Genomic DNA, 18,599 nt, shown 5'->3' with positions numbered 1-18,599 from the left:
CGCCAACACACTGAAACTGGATGGTTGCAGCAAGCCCCCAAGGGGAAAGGCATGATCAAGATGCTGAGCAAACTGACCGGCGACCTCGCCACCAAGGCGGACCTGGACAACGCCATGCGCGACTTCCTCCGTGAGATGAAGCTGTGGATCGGCGGCGCCCTGATCGTCACCGTTGCTGCGGTCGGCGCCATCGTCGCTCTGGTCGTCAATGTCTCGACGCTGACCGGATCTCCCTGACAGCGCGTTGCTCTGTCGAGAGCCTCGCGGTCTGCCACTCGCTGATGGCCATCGTCTTGTGGTACAGCGAGCCGCAGCTTGTGGAGGTGCCGGCATGCCAACAACGACGACCTGGACGACGCGGCACGCGGTGACGCGGATGTTCGGCTGCGATCTGGCGGTGGTCTGGCGCGGGCCGGATCTGTGGAGCTGGACCGTCACCGTTGCTGGGGAGCAGGTCCGCTCCGGAAGTGCCCGGACGATGAGCGGCGCTCAGGACGCCGCAGTGCGCGCCGCCAAAGCTCATACGGACGATGGTGGACGCATCCAGCTCCCCCTGTTCTGATCAAGGTTTTGCGATAAGGGAGTAGAAGGACAGATCTGTGGTGCTGTTCACAGGTCCTTAACGCGGAGAGCCCTATGGTCATCTCAGGTTCTCATCCTCCCTGAACCGAAACCGGAAAGGCCGCACCTAATTGGTGGCGGCCTTTTTCTTGACCGTGATCTTTGGCAATCTGCGCCGCAGTCGTTGAGTTCCCTTCGACCTACAGCAGGTCGGCGGCGGAGTTCTGGTGCACGGCGCCGGTCTGGAAGTAGCGGGCGGCGATGCGGTGGCTCTTGTGGCCGGAGAGCTGCATCAGCAGGTCGAGCGGGATGCCGTCGCGCCCGCCGGTGGTGAGGAAGCCGGAGTGTGAAACAGCACGCAGGTGGGACCCCAAGAGTTCTCATGCCCTCAGCAGGTTACTGTGCCGATCGGCGTGGACCCCCCTGCCGATTTACAGATCGGTGCAACAGCGTCCAAGACTCCGCCAGGTCACCGCCAACAAAGCCTATCGGCGTGAGGGGCACCTTTGCTGCCAAGCCCAGCATTCCACATAGCAAGGGCAGGCGCTCGCTGAGAAAACGGTTGCACATTTTGATCCTGCATATCTATGATGGCATAAAGGACATACATGTTCCCGTGTCAGTCAAATTTTTCTGCCAGATCTTTCGCATTCGTCCTGGAGTTTTCCATGAACGAGACACAAGCGGACTCTTCGCCTCCCGACTCTGAACAAAAGAGTGATTTCGTCAAGGACGCCTCTATCCTAGGCGGCGGCGCGGTGGATAATCCGGTAGACCCGCAGCCGCCACACGCGGAAGCCGCGGCGGAGAACACGAGTTCGGCGGGCGATCCAACCGAAATCGGCGGCAATGGACAGGCGGAGGACACTGCATCGGTGATCGCGCGCGCGGTTTGCGAGACTGTTCAGGATGAAATGGCGCATCTATTGCGTTTGGTCGAAGAAAAGCTCACGAGCGACAATTTTCGCGAAAGCCAGATTGATCGTCTGCATGATGAACTGCAAGAATACCGGTCGGATATCGTGGCGAAGGCCTTGCGCCCGATCTTCAGCGCCATCATCCGTCTGCATGGCGATTCCGGGCGGTTGGCCCAGTCGCTGCGCGGTGAGCCGCCCGACAGGCTGTCCCCGGATCGGCTGATCCGCATGTTCGAGGATTTCCGCGAGGATCTGGAAAGGATCCTGCGCGACAACGGGGTCGAGCCTTACACCGATCAGGAGCAGGCCGACCACTTCAACGGCCGCAGGCAGCAGGCCGTCGGCTTTGTGAGCACCCCGGACGAAGGGCAGCATGCCGTCGTGGCCGAACGCGTGCGGCCCGGCTTCGTCTATGGTGAGACGGTCCTCCAGAAGGAACTCGTGCGCGTCTTCAAGTATGAGCCGGCTAAACCCACCCTTGCGCCTTCCAACACCTGAACCGGAGCTGCGCCATGACCCGTGTGTATGGCATTGATCTTGGCACTACATATTCGTGCATTGCATGGGTAGATGAGCATGGCAAACCGACGGTGCTTCAGAATTCGGAAGGCGATTCGACGACCCCTTCCGTCGTGTATTTCGAAACGGCCGACAATGTCGTTGTCGGCAAGGCCGCCAAGGAGGTGGCCAAGGTTCACGAAAGCCGGGTGGTGCAAACCATCAAGCGCTCCATGGGCGACGCCCATTGGGAGTTCAGTTGCGACAACAAGACCTACCGCCCGCAGGAGATCTCGTCCTTCATCCTGCGCAAGCTCGCCGCCGATGCTGAAATCGCGACAGGCGAGCCGGTGTGCGACGTGATCATTACTTGTCCCGCCTATTTCGGCACGACGGAGAAGGAAGCGACCCGCCAGGCTGGCATCCTCGCAGGCTTGAACGTGCACTACGTCATTCCCGAGCCGACGGCGGCAGCCATCGCCTACGGCATGGCGACCGACAAGGAACAGGTCGTTCTGGTTTACGATCTTGGCGGTGGCACCTTCGACGTCACGGTCATCGTCGTGCGCGAAGGCGCCATCGAAGTGGTGGCGACCGGGGGCGAGAAGGAGTTGGGCGGCAAGGACTGGGATGACGCCATCGTCTCCTATTTCGCCCAAAAGTTCGAGGAGCAGACGGGGACGGCCGCTTCCGAACTCTTCAACGATCAGCAGACCTACCAGGAACTCCTGCTCGATGCCGAAGCCGTCAAGATCAGCTTGAGCAAGCGCGAGAAGGTGGACAAGCGCATCCGGTTCGGTGTCGATTCGGCCCTGGTGGAGCTGAACCGCGCGACGTTCGCGTCCATCACCGAACATCTTCTGGAGCGCACGGTAGCGTTGACCCGCGACGTGCTGGAGCGGGCGCGGGAGAAAGGGCGGGGAGCCATCGATCTGGTGCTCCTCGTCGGTGGCTCCACCTACATGCCGCAGGTGCGCGACCGCGTGGCACAGGAGTTTTCCTGCGCCGTCCAGCAGATGGATCCCAACCAGATCGTCGCGAAGGGGGCGGCCATTTACGGCTATCGCCACCAGCTCAATCAGGAAATCCTGATCCGCATCGCCGAGATGACCGGGCTGCCGGCGCCGGAGGCGGTGAACAAGGAGATGGTGGCAGCGCCGGTCCTGGCTGCCGCGGAGCGCAGCGTGGCACAGGCCCACGGGCTGAAGCTTCCCAACCTCGAACGGCTGGTCAACACGGTCGTCCACAATGTCTCGTCGAAGAGCTTCGGGATCAAGGTGATTGATCCGGACACCATGCGGGAGGGGGTCAGCAACCTGGTCTTCGTCGATGAAAGGGTTCCGCGCACGATCTCCCAGCGGTTCGGCACCGCCGACGATCAACAGGAGGGGGTGTCGCTGGCGGTCTTTGAAAACCTCGACCGGCGCCCTGGCGGTCCGCTGCTGGAAATTGGCGACTGCACGGAGATCGGCATAGCCGAATTGACCTTTGCCCACCCCTTACCCCGCAACGCCCCGATCGAGGTCACCTTCGAACTAGCCCCTGACGGCCTGCTGAAGATGCATGGACGGGATTGCACCACCGGAAAGGAGATCCAGGCGGAGTTCAAGACCGACAGCATCATGACCGTCCACGAGATCGAAGCATCCAAGAGCCGGAATCTGGCTGTCCTGGTGTCATGACCGTCGGCCCGTGCCTGCTCCTGCCGTGTGAAGGCGCATGGGCCGGCACCTGTTCACCGCATCCTGTGTCGAGTCGGCATTCCTGAGTGGACTTGAAGGAAGGGCCCAGTATGAGCGTCGCCGTCGGCATTGATCTTGGAACGACCAACTCCGCCATCGCGCGGCTGGACGGGCGCGGGCGGCCCGTCATCCTGGCGAATGCCGACGGGGCGTCGATCACCCCGTCGGTCATATGTTTCCAGCCCGACCGGGTCGTGGTCGGAGACGAGGCCAAGGAACTGCAGGCCGCCGGGGCGGAAAACGTTGCTGCCTTCTTCAAGCGCCAGATGGGCGAGCCGCACTTCGTCTTTCACGCTAACGGGCGCGATCACACGGCCACCGACCTGTCCGCGCTGATCCTGGACCGCGTGCGTCAGGACGCCGAATTGGCCGTGGGGGAGCCGGTCCGCCAGGCCGTGATCACCGTTCCCGCCTATTTCCGCAACCCGGCGCGCGAGGCGACCATCCAGGCGGCGGAAAAGGCCGGTCTCTCGGTTCTGCAGCTCGTCAACGAGCCGACGGCCGCGGCCATTGCGTATGGCCTGCGGCATGGGGACGAGGATACGGGCCGCCTGATCCTGGTGTATGACCTGGGCGGCGGCACCTTCGACCTGACGCTGATGCGGATCGACCGCGAAGAGATTCGCATCCTGACTTCCGAAGGCGACCATGAGTTGGGAGGCAAGGACTGGGACGACCGGATCGTCCAGTACGTCGCCGACCAGTTCGAACGGGAACATGGGGTCAACCCGATCGAGGACGCCGTCAGCCTGACGGACCTTCTGGCCCGCGCCGAAGAGGCGAAGAAGCGGCTGTCGGCATCCCTTTCCACGCGCTTCGCCATCACCCACGACGGGCACCGGGCGATCTATGAACTGACGCGCGCGACGTTCGACGGCATCACGGCCGACCTGATGGAAAGAACCGTATCCCTGACGCGCAAGGTGTGCGATTCGGCGGCGGTCAAGCCGGAGGCGCTGGACGGAATCCTGCTCGTTGGCGGTTCGACCCGGATGCCGATGGTGCACGAGTTCATCACCCGAACCTTCGGCAAACCGCCGATGAGCGGGGTGAACGTTGACGAGGTAGTGGCCCAAGGAGCGGCCGTCCTGGCCGGCGAGCATACGGCCACGGGCCCGAGCCGCTTCCTGCTTGGCGGTACCCGCCGCACGGTCGATGTGACCAACCACAGCCTGGGTATGATCGCTATTAACCCGGACCAGTCGGCCTACGTCAACACGATCATCCTGCCGAAGAACGAAGCGACCCCCTGCGTGCAGACGCGCCCCTACCAGTTCCGCACCAGGGGCGGCACCGACAACCGGCTGGAGATCTTCCTGACCCAGGGCGAGACCGAGACGCCGGCCGATTCTGCCTATCTCGGCCAGTATGTCATCGACGCCGTTCCCCATCAGCTCGGCGGTATGGCGACTATCGACATCACCTACGCCTACGACACCAGCGGGACGGTGGAGGTGTCGGCCGGCGTGCGCAACGGCGGTGCGCTGCCGGTGCGGGTGGAACCGCTGCCTGAGGATGTTCCGGCCCGTTTCCTGCGTCCGCCTCCGAAACCGCCCAAGCCGGAGCCGGTCACAGTTTTCCTCGTATTCGACCTGTCCGGATCCATGAGCGGTCAGCCGCTGGAGACTGCGAAGAAGGCCGCCCATGGTTTCGTAGACAATTGCGATCTGACGAACTGCTCCATCGGCGTGATGGTCGTCGCGAATTCCGTCAAAACGATTCTTGACGCCGACCGCAACGCGCGCAGGATCCGTGTCGCCATCGACAGCCTTTCCATCGGCTTGGTGGGGTACGGCAACTCCGCCCATCCCTTCGACGACCTGCGCAGCCAACTCGCAAGCAAGAAGGGTCCGCGTTTCGCCCTGGTCCTGGCCGACGGCGTATGGTCGGACCAGACTCGGGCGATCTCCGCCGCCAGACTTTGCCACGATCAGGGCATCAACATCATCGCCATCGGCTTCGGCGCGGCAGACAAGGCGTTCCTGGAAGCGATCGCCTCCTCCGAGGAGGGAAGCGTCTTCACCTCGCTGAACGGCCTTGCCGAGACCTATTCGACCATCGCCCAAACGCTCACCGAGACCGCCGGCGGCACCGCACCGGCCGCGGCGTCGCCGGGGCGCGGTCTGCTCGGCCTGTTCGGAAAGCCGAGGGCCGGCCGATGACGGGGTCGTGACGGATGGTGGAGCGCGAGAATTACTATCTGGCCCTGGAGCTTGACCCGTCCATCGACGATTGGGCGACCATCGAGGCCAGGATCACCGAGAAGAAGCGCAAATGGGCCAAGCTGAAGCTGAGCGGCGATCCGTCGAAGAAACGGCGGGCCGCCCAGCTCCTCAGCGAAATCGGTGACATCCAGCGCATCCTGAAGGAGCCCGACAGCCGCCGCGAGGAAGCGCGTGAAGGCAAGCGCCGCCTGACGGAGCGTCGCCGGGCCGACATGAAGCGGCTCGACGAACAGATCGAAATCCTGCGGGCTGACGGCACCTACACCGATGCCGATGCCGATCTCGTGACACGCCAGCTGGGCGGGTCCCTGACACGGGACGAGATCGTCAAACGTTTCGACGCCGCCGGGTTGCGCCGGCGCGATCCGGCGGGAACGGCCGGTCCTGCCCCCAGGCCCGAGCTTCTGGAGCCGACCGTCGAGAAGAGCATCCGCATCAATCTCGATCATCTGGGGCTGGCCGACCTTTACGCTTTTCTCGACCGGCCGTCGCACAGTTCGCCGGACGAGCTCTGTCGGCGGACCGACGAGATCTACGGCGAACTGATGCGGACGGGCAAGACCGACCCGACCGCGTCGGCGCGCAGTGAACTGACCGGGCTGTGCAAGCGCGTCTTCGCCGGAGCGAAGGAAAAGGCGAAGTACGACGCCACCCTAGCCATCCAGGTGATGGCGGAGCTGAAGCCGGCGCTGGAGCTGGCCGGCCGGGACGGCTTCCTCAGCCAGCACAGCCAGGACGTGCTGATGCGTCAGGCGATGCAGCGGCGCGTCCGCCCGGAGGACGCCGAACGGTTCATCCGGGATTACGCGGCCAACCGGCGCTGGGGCGTCCAGCGCGCGCTGACGGGCACGAGGGAGGCGCGCCGCCATTGCGGCTATTGCGGCACCGAGGTCTCCGCCAAGGCGGACACGACCTGCCGGGGATGCGGCGAGCCGCTGGCATCGAATTGCCCGCGTTGTGGCAAGACCGTGGCGTCCAGCGACGCGGCCTGCCCATCCTGCGGCTGCCACATGGGCGACGTGCCGTTGGTGCGCGCGCTCATGCGTGACGGCCGGGCGCTGGCCGCCGGGGGCGATGCCGAGGGGGCGCGGCGGGTCTTCGCCCGGGTCCTGGCCATCTGGCCCGGGTGGAAGGACGCCACGGACGCCCTGGAGCAAATGAAGGCGCTCGAACGGGCGCTGACCGAGCAGATCGGCGCCCTAGATGCTCTGGTCGGCGCCGGCAAGCTTCTGGAAGCCCGCTGCCGGATGGAGGGGATCGCGCGGGATTTCGGTCGCGACGCCCTGGCGGTCTACTCACTGGGGCAGCGGATCAGCGAGGGCCTGGCCACCGCGGCGCAGCTGGTCCGCCGTGGACACGACCTGCAGGCGGCCGGCAAGACGGAGGAGGCGCTGGCGGCCTACACCCGCGCGCTCGCTGTTCAAGCGGACAACGCCGACGCTGCGGCCGGGCTGGAACGCTGCCCGCCGCCGGCTCCCCGCGACCTGACGGCGACCGTCGTGAACGGGCGGGTCACGCTGTCCTGGACGGCGGCCCGACCGGATCTCGCCTACCGGGTCCTGCGCACGGAAGGGGCGCGGCCGACCGGACTGGAAAGCGGTCGGGAACTCGCCACCACCCGGACGACAGTGTTCGACGACACCGCCCCCCCGGTGGGTATCCCCGTGTTCTACGGTGTCGTCACCCTGCGCGGCCCGGTGGGGTCGCCGGCCCCGGCGATCTCGGGGCCGCATCTCGTCACCGCCGAGGTCGAGGGGCTGCAGGTGCAGTCCGGCGACGGTCAGGTCACCTTGTCCTGGAGACCGCCGCCCGGCGCCGTCGCGGTCGAGGTCCGGCGGGCGGCCAAGGGAGCCGGGGCCCCCGGAACACCGCTCCCGGTATCCGGCAACAGCTGCATCGACACCGGGGCGGCCAGCGGCACGGCCTGGACCTACCATGTCAAGGCAGTCTTCCCCGACCCCGCGCGGAACGGGGCGAGAATCATCACGCCCGGATTGGTGCGCACGGTGACGCCCACCGCCCCGCCGCCGCCCGTGCGCGACCTGCGGGCGTCGCGGGATGGAAGCCATTTCACCCTGACTTGGACTCCGCCCGACCAGGGGGCCGTGCAGCTCTTCCTCTGCTCGCCGCAGACCACTGCGACGCCCGGCCAATTCATGGATCCAGTCCACGTCGGCAAGCTCGGCCGGCCGATCGCCGCCCTGGCTCCCGGCAAGGCCCAGGTCACCATGACCACGACCGAGGCGATGGTGGTCCCGGTCACGGTCGCCGGCAGCGCCGGGGTCATCGGCAGCGGCCTACTCCTCAGCATGTTGGATCCCGTCTCCAATCTGGTGAGCCGCTGTCTCGGCCAGAAAGTTGTTCTGACGTGGAACTGGCCGACCGGGGGGGAGCGCGTGACCATCGCCTACCGCCACGACCGCTACCCGGCGGCTCCGGATGAGACCGGAGCCACCATGGTCGTCTCCCCTCGCGCCGAATACGAGCGCAACGGCTGCTGGGAGCGGCGCATCCCGGAACCGAAGCCGCTGTACATCGCGGTCTGGGTAGTCGGCGCCGGATCGGCCAGCCGGTCGCCCCCGGCCCAATGCCTGGAGATGATGGGGCATCAGGCGGAGGTTCACTATCAGGTGGTTTCCCGCCGTTCCATCCTGACCCCCTGGCGGCGCGAACCGATGATTGAGCTGACCAGCACGGACTGTCGCCGGCTGGACGGCCTGATCCTGATGGGCAAGCCCAACAACCTTCCCTTGTCGGCCAGGGACGGCGTCGTGATCGCCACGATCCCCCATGTGGAACTGGAGAGCGGTTCCGCTCTCCTCCCCGTGCCGGTGCCGGCGGGCCAAGGCTTGCACCTCAGGCTGTTCTTCGAGAACACGGCGCATGCCGAACGGATTCGGCTCATCCATGGCGACAAACACAAGATGCGGTTCGACTAGGAAGGAACATCGACGCAATGGCATGGCATCACACGGCGAAAGGGGAACTGCGCTCCACCTTTGTGGATGAAATCTGTCCGTTCTGCTTCGAAACCTTCCGTCTGAAGGAAACGCCCTTCCGGTGCATCAGCCCTCCCAGCTCCTGCGCGCCGGTGCCGGATCCGGCCTTGCAACGGATCTGGAGGGACACACGCCCGGTGGGCCGGGTGATCCCGCCCGCCCGCCATTTTGCAGAACGCGGCAGCTGCCCCACCTGTGGCACCGCCAGCCAGAAGCGCCTGTGCCCACACTGCCACCAGGAACTGCCTCACACCTTTGGTCAATATCGCAACTATATCTTCGCCGTTATCGGCGCGAAAGGCGCGGGAAAGAGTCATTATATCACATCTTTGCTTGAGCACCTAAAGCAACACGTCGGCCCGCGACTGAATATATTGATTCAGCCGATCAATGATTACACGATATCACGATACAATGATGACTTCCGCAAGCCGCTCTACGATGAGCACCGCACGCTCGACGTGACGCAATCGGCCGTGTCTAACACCAAGAACCGCATCCCTCTCGTCTTCAGCGCGGCCTTCACCGGGCGCTCCCTGTTGGGGCGGGACGTGATCAAGAAGGCGCTGACGCTGGCCTTCTTCGACACCGCGGGCGAGGATCTGAAGGCGGAAGACACCATGAGCACGGTCAACCGCTACATCTACCGGTCGGACGGGATCATCCTGCTGCTCGATCCGCTGCAGCTGAACTATGTGCGCGACCGGCTGCCGGGACCAATGCCGCCGGCCGATACCGAGACGTCGGACATCGTGTCACGCACCACCAAGCTGATCCGGCTCGGTCTCAGCCTGCGGCAGGACCGCAAGATCGCAATTCCGCTGGCGATCGTGCTGTCGAAAATGGACGCGGTGGCGCCGCTGCTCGACCCTCACAGCCAGTTCGGCGCGTCCGCCCGTCCGCGTGCGGGGTTCGACGTGAAGGACTGTGAGGCGATGAACGGAGAGATTCAAAGCCTCATCGCGGAATGGAGCTCGGAACACCTGCTTCATCAGGTGCGGACCGAATTCAGCACACACCATTTCTTTGGCATCTCCGCCCTGGGCAGCCCGCCAAGCACGGCTGGCACGGTGGCGAACGTCGTTCCCCGGCGGGTCGAGGATCCATTTCTTTGGCTTCTCCATCGGCATGGCTTGGTCAAAGCCGCCGAAAAAAGCGAGTGAAACCGGTATGCGAGAGGCTCTTCAACTCTACTACACATCGTCCCGGCTGGGGCTGGGCGGCGGGGCCGGGTTCCAGATCCGCGCCAGTTCCCCCGGCATCGATCCCGCCGACGCGCGGGTGATCGTCGAACGCAGTGCGTACCGGCGCCCGTTCACCGACAACGAACCACAAGGTGTGATGGATTACGATACCGTCTTCCCCGTCGCGTTCCGCTTCTATCCCCTGCCTTCCGGGCGGTTTGGGCTGACGCGAGTGTCCTACGCGGGGGAGGATTACTCGGGCCGGTCCGGCAATCTCTTCGCCCACACCCTGGTGGTGGAGGCGGCGCCCGGCGACGAGGTATGGCCAGCGGATCTCTTCGATCATTCCCACTGGAGGCGGTCGCTCGATCCGGGCGAGGACGCAAGGGCGCCGGAGCCCCTGCTGCCGGTGCTGATAAGGTCCAGAGGCGGCTTCACCGCGGCGCAGCTCGGGCGCTTCCTCAAGAGCCGAAAGGGGCGGCCGGAACGGCTGCGCCATATGGTGCGTGCGATCCTGCTTGCTGCGGACACCGGGAGAACGCTGGTCCTGCGTGACGGCGATACGGAGAGGATGCAGTGGATCGCCTGCCTTCACCGGTGCTTTCCCCACACCATTGCCTGGACCCTGCCGTTCTCCAGCTATGAGTTCGAGGCAATGGGCAGCCCGCTCATCACCGGCACAGTGGAAAGGACCGACTTCTCGTTCGACGAAACCGAACGGAGCTATGAGCATGTCATGATCGACGAGATTCGGGGCCTCCACAGCGAGAACCCGATCGGGGAAAAGGAGCGCAATGCCGCTGCCTACGCCGATCTTGTCGTCGGGCTGCTGCTGGACGACGCCCACCGGCTGGATGATTTTTACGCTTTCGCCACGTCGTTCGGCGTGACCGAGGCGGGGCCGGCGCTGTGTACGATTGGAGCGCTCTTTTCCTTCAGCCTCGGCCAGGCCGCGGCGGCGCTGCACCCGCGGCTTCCGGAGCTCGCTCGATTCGCCCTGCAGCACCGGCAGTCGGAAAACTGGGATTGGATGGCCGGGTATCTCGGCCCCTCCTTGAACGCCTGGGCGGCCGGCGGATCGTTCGACGACAAACTTTTGGCGGTGCAGTTCGCGGCAGCCTGTGCATCCGGCGGCGGGGATGCGTTCGCCAACGCCTGGCGCACCCTGGTCCTGGCCGCGATGGAGCGTGAGGGAGGGGCGGCGGCGTTGGAAACCGCCGAACGGACCCTTGATGCCGAGCTGCACGGCGCCGGGCGCCGGAAAGCCGAAGCCGTCCTTCAGCCGGCCTTCATCGACACGCTGGTCGAGCGTATCCCGCACACCCGGCTGGAAGGGGCCATGCTGGCGATCGCCATGATCGCGCAGTCCTTGGGCGCCACGGGCCGGGCGCCGGCCCATGACGAGCCGGAATACGTCCAACTCGTCAGCGCCGTGGTCGGCAAACCGGGATCCGCGCCGGCCGTGCTGTCTGCGCTGTTGCGCGACGCTCACGACGCCGCCGCCGTTTCGGCGGTGTGCCGGATCGCTCAGGATCTGGACGACACGCTGTTGCCGACGGTCGGGGAAGCGCTGGTCGACCGGCTGGCCAGGACGGCGAACGACGACGACATCCGCAGCCGGTTGCCGGACCAACTGATCTCGGCGGAGTGGCGCGCACTCATCGGACGCGCCCGCGCACCCGCCGACGCCTATCTCAGCCACCGCCACGCGGTCATCGACCGGCTGGCGTCGGCCCGGCGGTCTCCGTTCGACGAAGATCTGCATCGCGACCTTCTTGCTTGGCTGGCGCCGCGCCTGGACAAGGCGGCCTTGCGCTCCCTGGCCATCGATCTGCTCAAACGGCGGGAATTCCGCCACCTGCCGGAGGTGTGGCGTTCACAGGCGCTGGACGCCTTCAATGCCGAGTTGCGTCTTGATACCTCGAACGGTCGAGAGCTGTCGTGGCTGGTGGAAGAGGCCGCCCTGTGCGGCCACACCCTACGCCCCGACTGGCTGCGGCTGCATCGGCTGCTGGACGCGGCGCGGGCCGCCCCGGCCAGCACCCCCGGCGCACTTGCCGCCGCGGTGTCTGACGCCATGTGCGACATCGCCGCGACGGTGGACGGTGACTACCAGCGCATCGTCACCGTCCTGCTCGGTTCCGCGGCGTTCCACGAGGCTCATGACCATGTGGCCGTGGCGCGGATCCTGTTCGTTCCCGACCGCGCCCCAGCCCTGATGCAGGCCTATGGCCAGTGGATTGGCGGGCTGCGGCGCGCACCGGGGCGGCTGGGCGACATTGCGGCAGCGTGGATCGAGGATGGCCGAATCGCCGGATCCGATACGTGCCTTCTGTGGCCGAAGGTGTGCCGGGAGCTTGCCGCAGCCCTAGTCCGGCTCGACACCGCTGGGCACGACATGGCAGTGCGGCAGCTGGACGGTCCCGCGGGGCACCGGCGGTCCAGGGCGGTCGAGCAGCGCAGGGCGGATCTGCGTCAGGCCGTTGAGGACATCAACAACAGCCTGGGTGGGCTCGTGCGTGGGAAAATGAACTCTCTGAAGATGGCGGCGAGGCGCGCTCTTGGAATAATACCGCCCAAATAGCCGGCATCGAAGGGTGCGGCGACACAGGCGCAAGGCGGCTTGGGATTCATCCAATACGGTACGGAGGCTGGTATGTCAGGCAACAGCGACAGCGGCGGCGAAATCATTGCCATTCTCTTCATCGGAACCATCGTCGTCATGGCGGTTCTGGCGGCGATCGCCGTCGCGATGTCAGTCGGCAGCCTGTGGGGTGCCGGTCAGGCGGCGGTGAATTACGGGACGGCGTTCCGCAACAACGTGCGGCCTGAGGCGCTTTCCTGATGCCGTCTCCTGCGGTCAAAAGCTATTTCTTCGGCAAGGGCTATAAGGATCTTCGCGACACCATCGCGGAGGCGTGGCAACGCACCCTCCTGTCGTCGCGTGATTCCTTCCGACGGTGCGGGGAAGCCGCCGAGGATGAGTGGCCGCAGAAGCTCCTCCTGGCGTTCTGGCTGGCGTCGGGGCTGTCGATCTTCGTTTTCGGGCTTGCCGTCACGGCCGTGCTGTCCTTGATCCACATTCTGATCTTGGGCGTGGTCTTCCTGGTGATCTATCTGGCGTTCATGGTAGTCAGAGGGATGGAGCAGGCTGTTCTGCTGGTCCGCCGCTTCATCTTCGTGTGTCCGAGCTGCCACGCGCGGCTTCCCCTGCCGGTATATCTTTGCGACGGCTGCGGCGCGGCCCATCCTCGCCTCATTCCGTCGGAATTCGGCATCATGAGACATCGGTGCCGATGCGGCCGGCCTTTGCCGGCGACGGTCCTCCTCAACCGCGGGCGGCTGAAGTCCAAGTGCCCCGAATGCGGGGCGCTGCTGGCCCGCGAGCATATGGAAGCGAAGAAGCATTTCATCCCGATCGTCGGGGGCCCCTCGGTGGGCAAATCGGTCTACATGTTCGAACTGTGCCGCAAGATGCGCGAGACGGTTTCCCTGGGGCCGAGCATGACGTGGCGTTTCCTCGACGCCAACACGGAGCGGCTCTACAATCAGGTAATCAGCCGCATGGATTCGGGACAGCCTCCCGACAAGACGTCGGCTGTCCTGCCGCGGGCCTTCGATCTGTTGCTGGAGGGGGCAGGGCAGCGTCAGGCGCTGTATCTCTATGATCCCGCAGGGGAGGCCTTCCTCGACGCCGCCAACCTGACGGCCCACAAGTTCCTTGGCTACCCTTCCGGGATCGTCTTCATCATAGATCCCTTCTCGCTGCAGGCGGTCCGGGAACAGTATCGCACGCAACTGGCGGGCACCCCCGGCCTGCGCCCAAGCACCGCTTCGATCGAGGACACCCTAACCCGCCTGATCAATGTTCTGGAGGCCCAGTTCGGACTTGGGGCGCGCGACCGGGTCAAGGCGCCCATCGCCGTCGTCATCAACAAGGTGGACGCTTTCGATTTGGACACACAGATCGGGGAAGCGGCCGTGCAGAAAGCCGCGGCTCAGCCGGACGAGTCCGTGGAACAGCGGCGCAACCGCGTCATCCGTGCAAGTTTGATCAAATGGGGCCAAGCAAACTTCGTGCAACGCGTGGAAGGCCGCTTTACCACGGTGGCCTATTTCTCGGTTTCGGCTCTGGGACGTTCGCCCGACCGTATGACCAGAGCGTTCGAGCCTCGCAACGTTCTGGATCCTGCGCTGTGGATCCTGCGCCACTGCGATCAGTCATGGCAGCGCGCTGCATCGGGGCGACCATGAATGGAATGAGCCCGGTCCCCCTGGTCCGCTTCCGTGAGGCGCCTCCGGCCGCTACGGCGAGCGGCCGAAGATCAGTGGATCATCCATTGTGCAAAGAGCGTGCGTGTCCGCAGTTCTCGCACCATTGAGCGTTGTTCTTGTCTTTGACGACAAAGCTCTCGCATGAACAGAATTTAGCGGTGCACTTGTAACCCATCGTCTCTCTGATTCCGCTGCAGCTACATGTCTCGACCGTTGAGTTGGAATACAACGCGAATTTGCTGCTGGATCCATCGGGCATTCTGCTCTCCTTCCAAAGTCCTCTCATCGGGCGCGAGACGGATGAGCGTGAAAAGGAACATTGAAATTCTGAATATACGCTCAACTTTCGCCGTGCCATGGCAATGATTTATAACCCATAGAGGGAATGTTTATCAACATATACCCTTGATGGGGAGCGGTAACCAAAGCTGCGTAAAGTTCACACATCGGCGAGCTGAGGGGCCTCCTGGAGGAGAGCGCGATGGTTGTTCACCAAACAACGCTAAGGTAAAACAGACGGAGAATATCAACGCGGAACCTAATGTCCGTCATCCCGTTCGGCATTCAAAACGTCCAGAAATCTATTGAGGATGGTTATTTCCGGACAGTTTTCGAGCCAGTGGTCAAACGTCGGTTTCGTAGGAAGTCGGCTTGGGGACCAGGAGGCAAGCCACCGTTCCGCTTCAGTTCATCCTTGGCGTTGTTCAGCGAACACCTATCGCGCTGTCCTCTACAGCAGGTCGGCGGCCGGGTTCTGGTGCACGGCGCCGGCCTGGAAGTAGCGGGCGGCGATGCGGTGGCTCTTGTGGCCGGAGAGCTGCATCAGCAGGTCGAGCGGGATGCCGTCGCGCCCGCCGGTGGTGAGGAAGCCGGAGCGGAGCGAGTGGGCGGCGTAGGCGGCCGGATCCAGGCCGGCGGCCCGGGCGGCGCGCTTCACCACTTCGGCCACCACCCGCCCATCCAGCGGCTTGGCCCCGCCCTCCCCGCCCCGGCGCCGCACCACCCGGCCGCGCCGCGACAGCTCGCGGAACAGCGGCCCGTCGGTGATGCCCTGGTCGGCGAGCAGCCGCAGCCAGCGGCGCAGCGCGTCGGCGGCGGCGCGCTTCACCGGCACGTCGGTGCCCGCGCCCTGCTGGTCGGTCTTCGAGCGGCGGATCCGCAGGGTGAAGTCACGCCCGGCCGCGGTGACGTCGGCGAGGCGCAGCGCCACCAGCTCGGAGCGCCGGCGGCCGCCGCTGGCGAAGGCGACGGCGAGGAGCGCACGGTCGCGCAGGCCGCGGGCGTCGTCCGGCAGCGCGTCGAGCATCGGCCCGAGCACCTCGTCGCGGGTGGCGGCGCGCTTGGCCCGGGGGGTGATGCCGCGCGCGGCCAGGGCGCGGCGGGCTTGGCGCAGCAGGTCGCGCACGCCGGGGTGCAGGGTCGGGCTGGGCAGGCCGCGGGCGCGGTGGAGCGCCGCCAGGGTGGCGAGCCGCCGTTCGGTGGTGGCCAGGCCGAGCGGGCCGGGCCGGCGCTTCACGCCGGCGGCGACCAGGGCAGCGTCGACGGTGACCGGCAGGCTGATGCCGTCGCCGGTCAGGTCGACATGGTCGAGGACGAAGGTCACCACTGCCTCCGGCGGCAGCGGCAGAGCCGCCGGGTCGGTCAGGTCGAGGCCGAGCCGCCGCTCGGCCCAGGCGGTGAGGTAGCGGGTGTCGCTGCGCTGGGCCCGCGCGGTGTTGGCGGCGGTCGCCTGGGCACGCAGCCGGCGCAGCCGCTCAGCGGCATCGGCGTCGAGGGCGATCGCCGGTGCCGGGGCGGTGTCCGGGGGCAGCGGAGCGGGAAGCGGCACGGGCGGCGTCTCGAGCAGGGGGGAGCGGGGGCGACAGGGTCGCCGAGGGGGCTGGCGGCGTCAAGCCGACGATCGCCGACAAGAGACGATTATCGGCGGTTATTGGTTTGACGGAGGTAGAAGCCGGCGTGGATGCCTCATACCGAACCGGCATAGGACGGAAGGGAAGAGTAAACGCAGGACCGCTTGTCGTGGTGCTGGCATCCTCCCCTCTGTGCCAACGTCAAGTGAGACAGCCGCCTGCTGAAATGATCGGTAGAGGGCGCTGTTGAGGACCTGATGAGCACACTGACACTCCCCCCTGTTTCCACCACCGTGTCCACTCCCGACCCGGAGGTGAGCGAGCGCCCGCAGCGCCGCACCTTCAGCGTCGCCGACAAGCTGCGCGTGCTGGAGGAGATCGACCGCGCCGGCCCCAAGGAGATTGGCGCCATCCTGCGCCGTGAGGGGCTGTATTCCTCGAATATCACCCGTTGGCGCCGCCAACGCGATGCCGGACAGTTGCGCGGCCTCGCCCCGGCCAAGCCGGGGCCGAAGACCCCGCCGGCCAATCCCCTGAAAAGCGACATGGAGCGCCTGGAGCGGGACAACGCGCGTCTGCGTGATCAGCTCTCCCGTGCCGAGGCGGTCATCGAACTCCAAAAAAAGTGGCGCAATTGCTGGAGACCTTGCCCGCCTCGACGGATCGCGGCGAGCGCAGGTGATGGCTGCCATTGAGACGGCGGCTCCGGCGGTGGACGTCTCCACCGCCTGCCAGGCGCTTGGCATGCCGCGCGCCAGCTTCTATCGCCATCGCGATCGGCAGCGCTGGGTCGGTCCACCACGCCCTCCCAGTCGTCGGCCCCCTCCACCACGCGCGCTGAGTGGCGGTGAGTGCGATCGCGTGCTTGATCTGCTGCATGGCGACCGCTTCGTCGATGCCGTCCCGGCCCAGGTCTACGCCACCCTGCTCGATGAAGGGCAGTACCTGTGCTCGGTGCGCACCATGTACCGCCTGCTCGCCGCCAACGATGAAGTGCGTGAGCGCCGCCAACAATGCCGGCACCCGACCTACAGCAAGCCCGAACTGCTCGCCACCGGCCCCAACTAGGTGTGGAGCTGGGACATCACCAAGCTGAAGGATCCGGTCAAGGGCACTTGGTTGTGCCTCTACGTCATCCTCGACATCTACAGCCGCGCCGTGGTGGGCTGGACGGTGGCCTACCGCGAAAGCGCGGCACTGGCCGAGCGGCTGATCCGCCAGACGGTGCGCAAGCAGGGCATCCCCCGCGACCGGCTGACGCTGCACGCCGACCGCGGGGCGGCGATGAAGGCCAAGGCGGTGATTGAGCTTCTGGCTGATCTCGGCGTGACACGCAGCCACAGCCGACCGCAACAATCCAATGACAACCCGTTCTCCGAGGCGCAGTTCAAGACGCTCAAGTACCATCACACCTTCCCGGACCGCTTTCGCTCGATCCAGGATGCCCGGGCGTTCTGCCGCGCCTTCTTCGGCTGGTACAACACCGAGCATCGGCATTCCGGGCTGGCGCTGATGACTCCGCACCAGGTGCACTACGGCGACACCGCTGCAATCTGCGCCGCGCGGCAGGCGGTGCTCGATGAGGGGCATCGCCGCCATCCCGAGCGTTTCGTCCGCAAGCCGCCTGAAGCGCCGGCACCGCCAGCCGCCGTGTGGATCAACCCGCCGGCCGAGCCGAAGGCGAGCTGATGCTCAATCCTGTCATCCCGGTGTTCGGCTGGAGATCGGCCATCCCGCCGTCCCGGCCTGCCATCCAACACGCCGGCGTGCGAGGGGGCGGGCAAGGCTCTTTTAGGGACCCGCCCCACAGGGCGGGACGGAAGGGCCTTGTGCGACCTGAGCTCGCCGGCATCCCTGCAAGCAGACGGACGCGGCGACCAGTTTGCTGGCGCCTCCGATCACGCAAGTGACCCAAGCTTGAACTCAAATCCTGGCTGTCTCATTCGCGTTGACACGTTCCGCTGAGCAGGAGCCGGATCGGTCGTTTAGCGCGCTGTACACCGATCCGAAAACCACTGCACGCCAATCTCCTGGCGTAAACCGAGGGGTGATTGAGTGCATACTTTGGGAGCAACCAGCATCCAGCTTGCGCTCTAGAAGCAGGGCCTTTACTCTTATGCAACGCGAAATAGGGGTAGACAAAAGGAAGTTTCACCTATTCGTTGGGGGCGCGGAGCGGAATCTTTCCAGGAAGATAAGCGGGGCTCTAATGCGGTATGCGGGCATGAGGATGGGGGCCGCCCTCCACCAAGCAGCTGGAGACCGTATTGCTCTAAAAGCTTTAATGCCTCGGCTCCTAGAATTTATGCAAGATATTGAACAATGAAAGTTTGCTGAGTGTGAGGAGA

12 protein-coding genes and 1 pseudogene are annotated in these 18,599 nt (G+C 65.3%); 11 read left to right on the top strand and 2 right to left on the bottom strand.

The window, feature by feature from the left end; all coding sequences use genetic code 11:
* Positions 1–51 precede the first annotated feature (51 nt).
* On the top strand, positions 52–237 hold the full coding sequence (locus tag B9N97_RS12300; protein ID WP_085086814.1) for a hypothetical protein: 186 nt from the start codon (positions 52–54) through the stop codon (positions 235–237).
* A 94-nt stretch (positions 238–331) separates the two neighbouring features.
* Positions 332–562: a hypothetical protein gene (locus B9N97_RS12295; RefSeq protein ID WP_085086812.1), complete on the top strand. Its 231-nt coding sequence runs from the start codon at positions 332–334 to the stop codon at positions 560–562.
* Positions 563–761: 199 nt separating this feature from the next.
* Here the strand turns inward: B9N97_RS12295 and B9N97_RS35605 are convergent, their stop codons facing one another.
* Complete coding sequence (locus tag B9N97_RS35605; protein WP_167393286.1) at positions 762–935, bottom strand: site-specific integrase; 174 nt, start codon at positions 933–935, stop codon at positions 762–764.
* Between the two features lie 294 nt (positions 936–1,229).
* Here B9N97_RS35605 and B9N97_RS34935 point away from each other — a divergent pair, with 294 nt between their 5' ends.
* From B9N97_RS34935 to B9N97_RS12250, 8 genes are all read left to right on the top strand, one after another.
* Complete coding sequence (locus B9N97_RS34935; protein ID WP_143266661.1) at positions 1,230–1,976, top strand: hypothetical protein; 747 nt, start codon at positions 1,230–1,232, stop codon at positions 1,974–1,976.
* A gap of 14 nt (positions 1,977–1,990) precedes the next feature.
* Complete coding sequence (locus B9N97_RS12280) at positions 1,991–3,658, top strand: Hsp70 family protein (protein WP_085086805.1); 1,668 nt, start codon at positions 1,991–1,993, stop codon at positions 3,656–3,658.
* Positions 3,659–3,768: 110 nt separating this feature from the next.
* Positions 3,769–5,880, top strand: coding sequence for an Hsp70 family protein (locus tag B9N97_RS12275; protein WP_085086803.1), 2,112 nt, complete (start codon positions 3,769–3,771; stop codon positions 5,878–5,880).
* A 14-nt stretch (positions 5,881–5,894) separates the two neighbouring features.
* Positions 5,895–8,882, top strand: coding sequence for a hypothetical protein (locus tag B9N97_RS12270; protein WP_085086801.1), 2,988 nt, complete (start codon positions 5,895–5,897; stop codon positions 8,880–8,882).
* Between the two features lie 17 nt (positions 8,883–8,899).
* The gene (locus tag B9N97_RS12265; RefSeq protein ID WP_143266660.1) at positions 8,900–10,105 is read left to right on the top strand and encodes a GTPase domain-containing protein; all 1,206 of its coding nucleotides are present in this window, start codon (positions 8,900–8,902) and stop codon (positions 10,103–10,105) included.
* A gap of 7 nt (positions 10,106–10,112) precedes the next feature.
* A complete protein-coding gene (locus tag B9N97_RS12260; RefSeq protein ID WP_085086797.1) occupies positions 10,113–12,710 on the top strand; it encodes a GAP1-N2 domain-containing protein in 2,598 nt (865 codons plus the stop codon).
* A gap of 72 nt (positions 12,711–12,782) precedes the next feature.
* Positions 12,783–12,971, top strand: a complete 189-nt coding sequence (locus tag B9N97_RS12255; protein ID WP_085086795.1) for a hypothetical protein — start codon at positions 12,783–12,785, stop codon at positions 12,969–12,971.
* Entirely contained in the window at positions 12,971–14,380 is a 1,410-nt protein-coding gene (locus B9N97_RS12250) for a TRAFAC clade GTPase domain-containing protein (protein ID WP_085086793.1), read from the top strand. The genes B9N97_RS12255 and B9N97_RS12250 overlap by 1 nt, the downstream gene beginning before the upstream one ends.
* Positions 14,381–15,131: 751 nt before the next feature.
* On the opposite strand, the gene B9N97_RS12245 is transcribed toward B9N97_RS12250, so the two are convergent.
* Positions 15,132–16,229 carry a tyrosine-type recombinase/integrase gene (locus tag B9N97_RS12245; RefSeq protein WP_085086791.1) on the bottom strand — a complete coding sequence of 366 codons (1,098 nt, stop codon included), beginning with the start codon at positions 16,227–16,229 and terminating at the stop codon, positions 15,132–15,134.
* A 279-nt stretch (positions 16,230–16,508) separates the two neighbouring features.
* Here B9N97_RS12245 and B9N97_RS12240 point away from each other — a divergent pair.
* Positions 16,509–17,940 (top strand): annotated as a pseudogene (locus B9N97_RS12240) (IS3 family transposase).
* The last annotated feature ends 659 nt before the right edge of the window (positions 17,941–18,599 follow it).

This window comes from Azospirillum oryzae (genome assembly GCF_900177515.1).
GTDB classification, from domain to species: Bacteria; Pseudomonadota; Alphaproteobacteria; order Azospirillales; family Azospirillaceae; genus Azospirillum; species Azospirillum oryzae_A.
Note: the sequence above shows the minus strand (reverse complement) of the source record. Positions and strands in the feature narration are given on the sequence as shown.

Bases quoted from the DNA above. Each gene is read 5' to 3' on its own strand.
- B9N97_RS12250 (WP_085086793.1), top strand. From the start codon at position 12,971: ATGCCGTCTCCTGCGGTCAAAAGCTATTTCTTCGGCAAGGGCTATAAG.
- B9N97_RS12255 (WP_085086795.1), top strand. From the start codon at position 12,783: ATGTCAGGCAACAGCGACAGCGGCGGCGAAATCATTGCCATTCTCTTC.
- B9N97_RS12280 (WP_085086805.1), top strand. From the start codon at position 1,991: ATGACCCGTGTGTATGGCATTGATCTTGGCACTACATATTCGTGCATT.
- B9N97_RS12260 (WP_085086797.1), top strand. From the start codon at position 10,113: ATGCGAGAGGCTCTTCAACTCTACTACACATCGTCCCGGCTGGGGCTG.
- B9N97_RS12275 (WP_085086803.1), top strand. From the start codon at position 3,769: ATGAGCGTCGCCGTCGGCATTGATCTTGGAACGACCAACTCCGCCATC.
- B9N97_RS12295 (WP_085086812.1), top strand. From the start codon at position 332: ATGCCAACAACGACGACCTGGACGACGCGGCACGCGGTGACGCGGATG.
- B9N97_RS34935 (WP_143266661.1), top strand. From the start codon at position 1,230: ATGAACGAGACACAAGCGGACTCTTCGCCTCCCGACTCTGAACAAAAG.
- B9N97_RS12270 (WP_085086801.1), top strand. From the start codon at position 5,895: ATGGTGGAGCGCGAGAATTACTATCTGGCCCTGGAGCTTGACCCGTCC.
- B9N97_RS12265 (WP_143266660.1), top strand. From the start codon at position 8,900: ATGGCATGGCATCACACGGCGAAAGGGGAACTGCGCTCCACCTTTGTG.
- B9N97_RS12300 (WP_085086814.1), top strand. From the start codon at position 52: ATGATCAAGATGCTGAGCAAACTGACCGGCGACCTCGCCACCAAGGCG.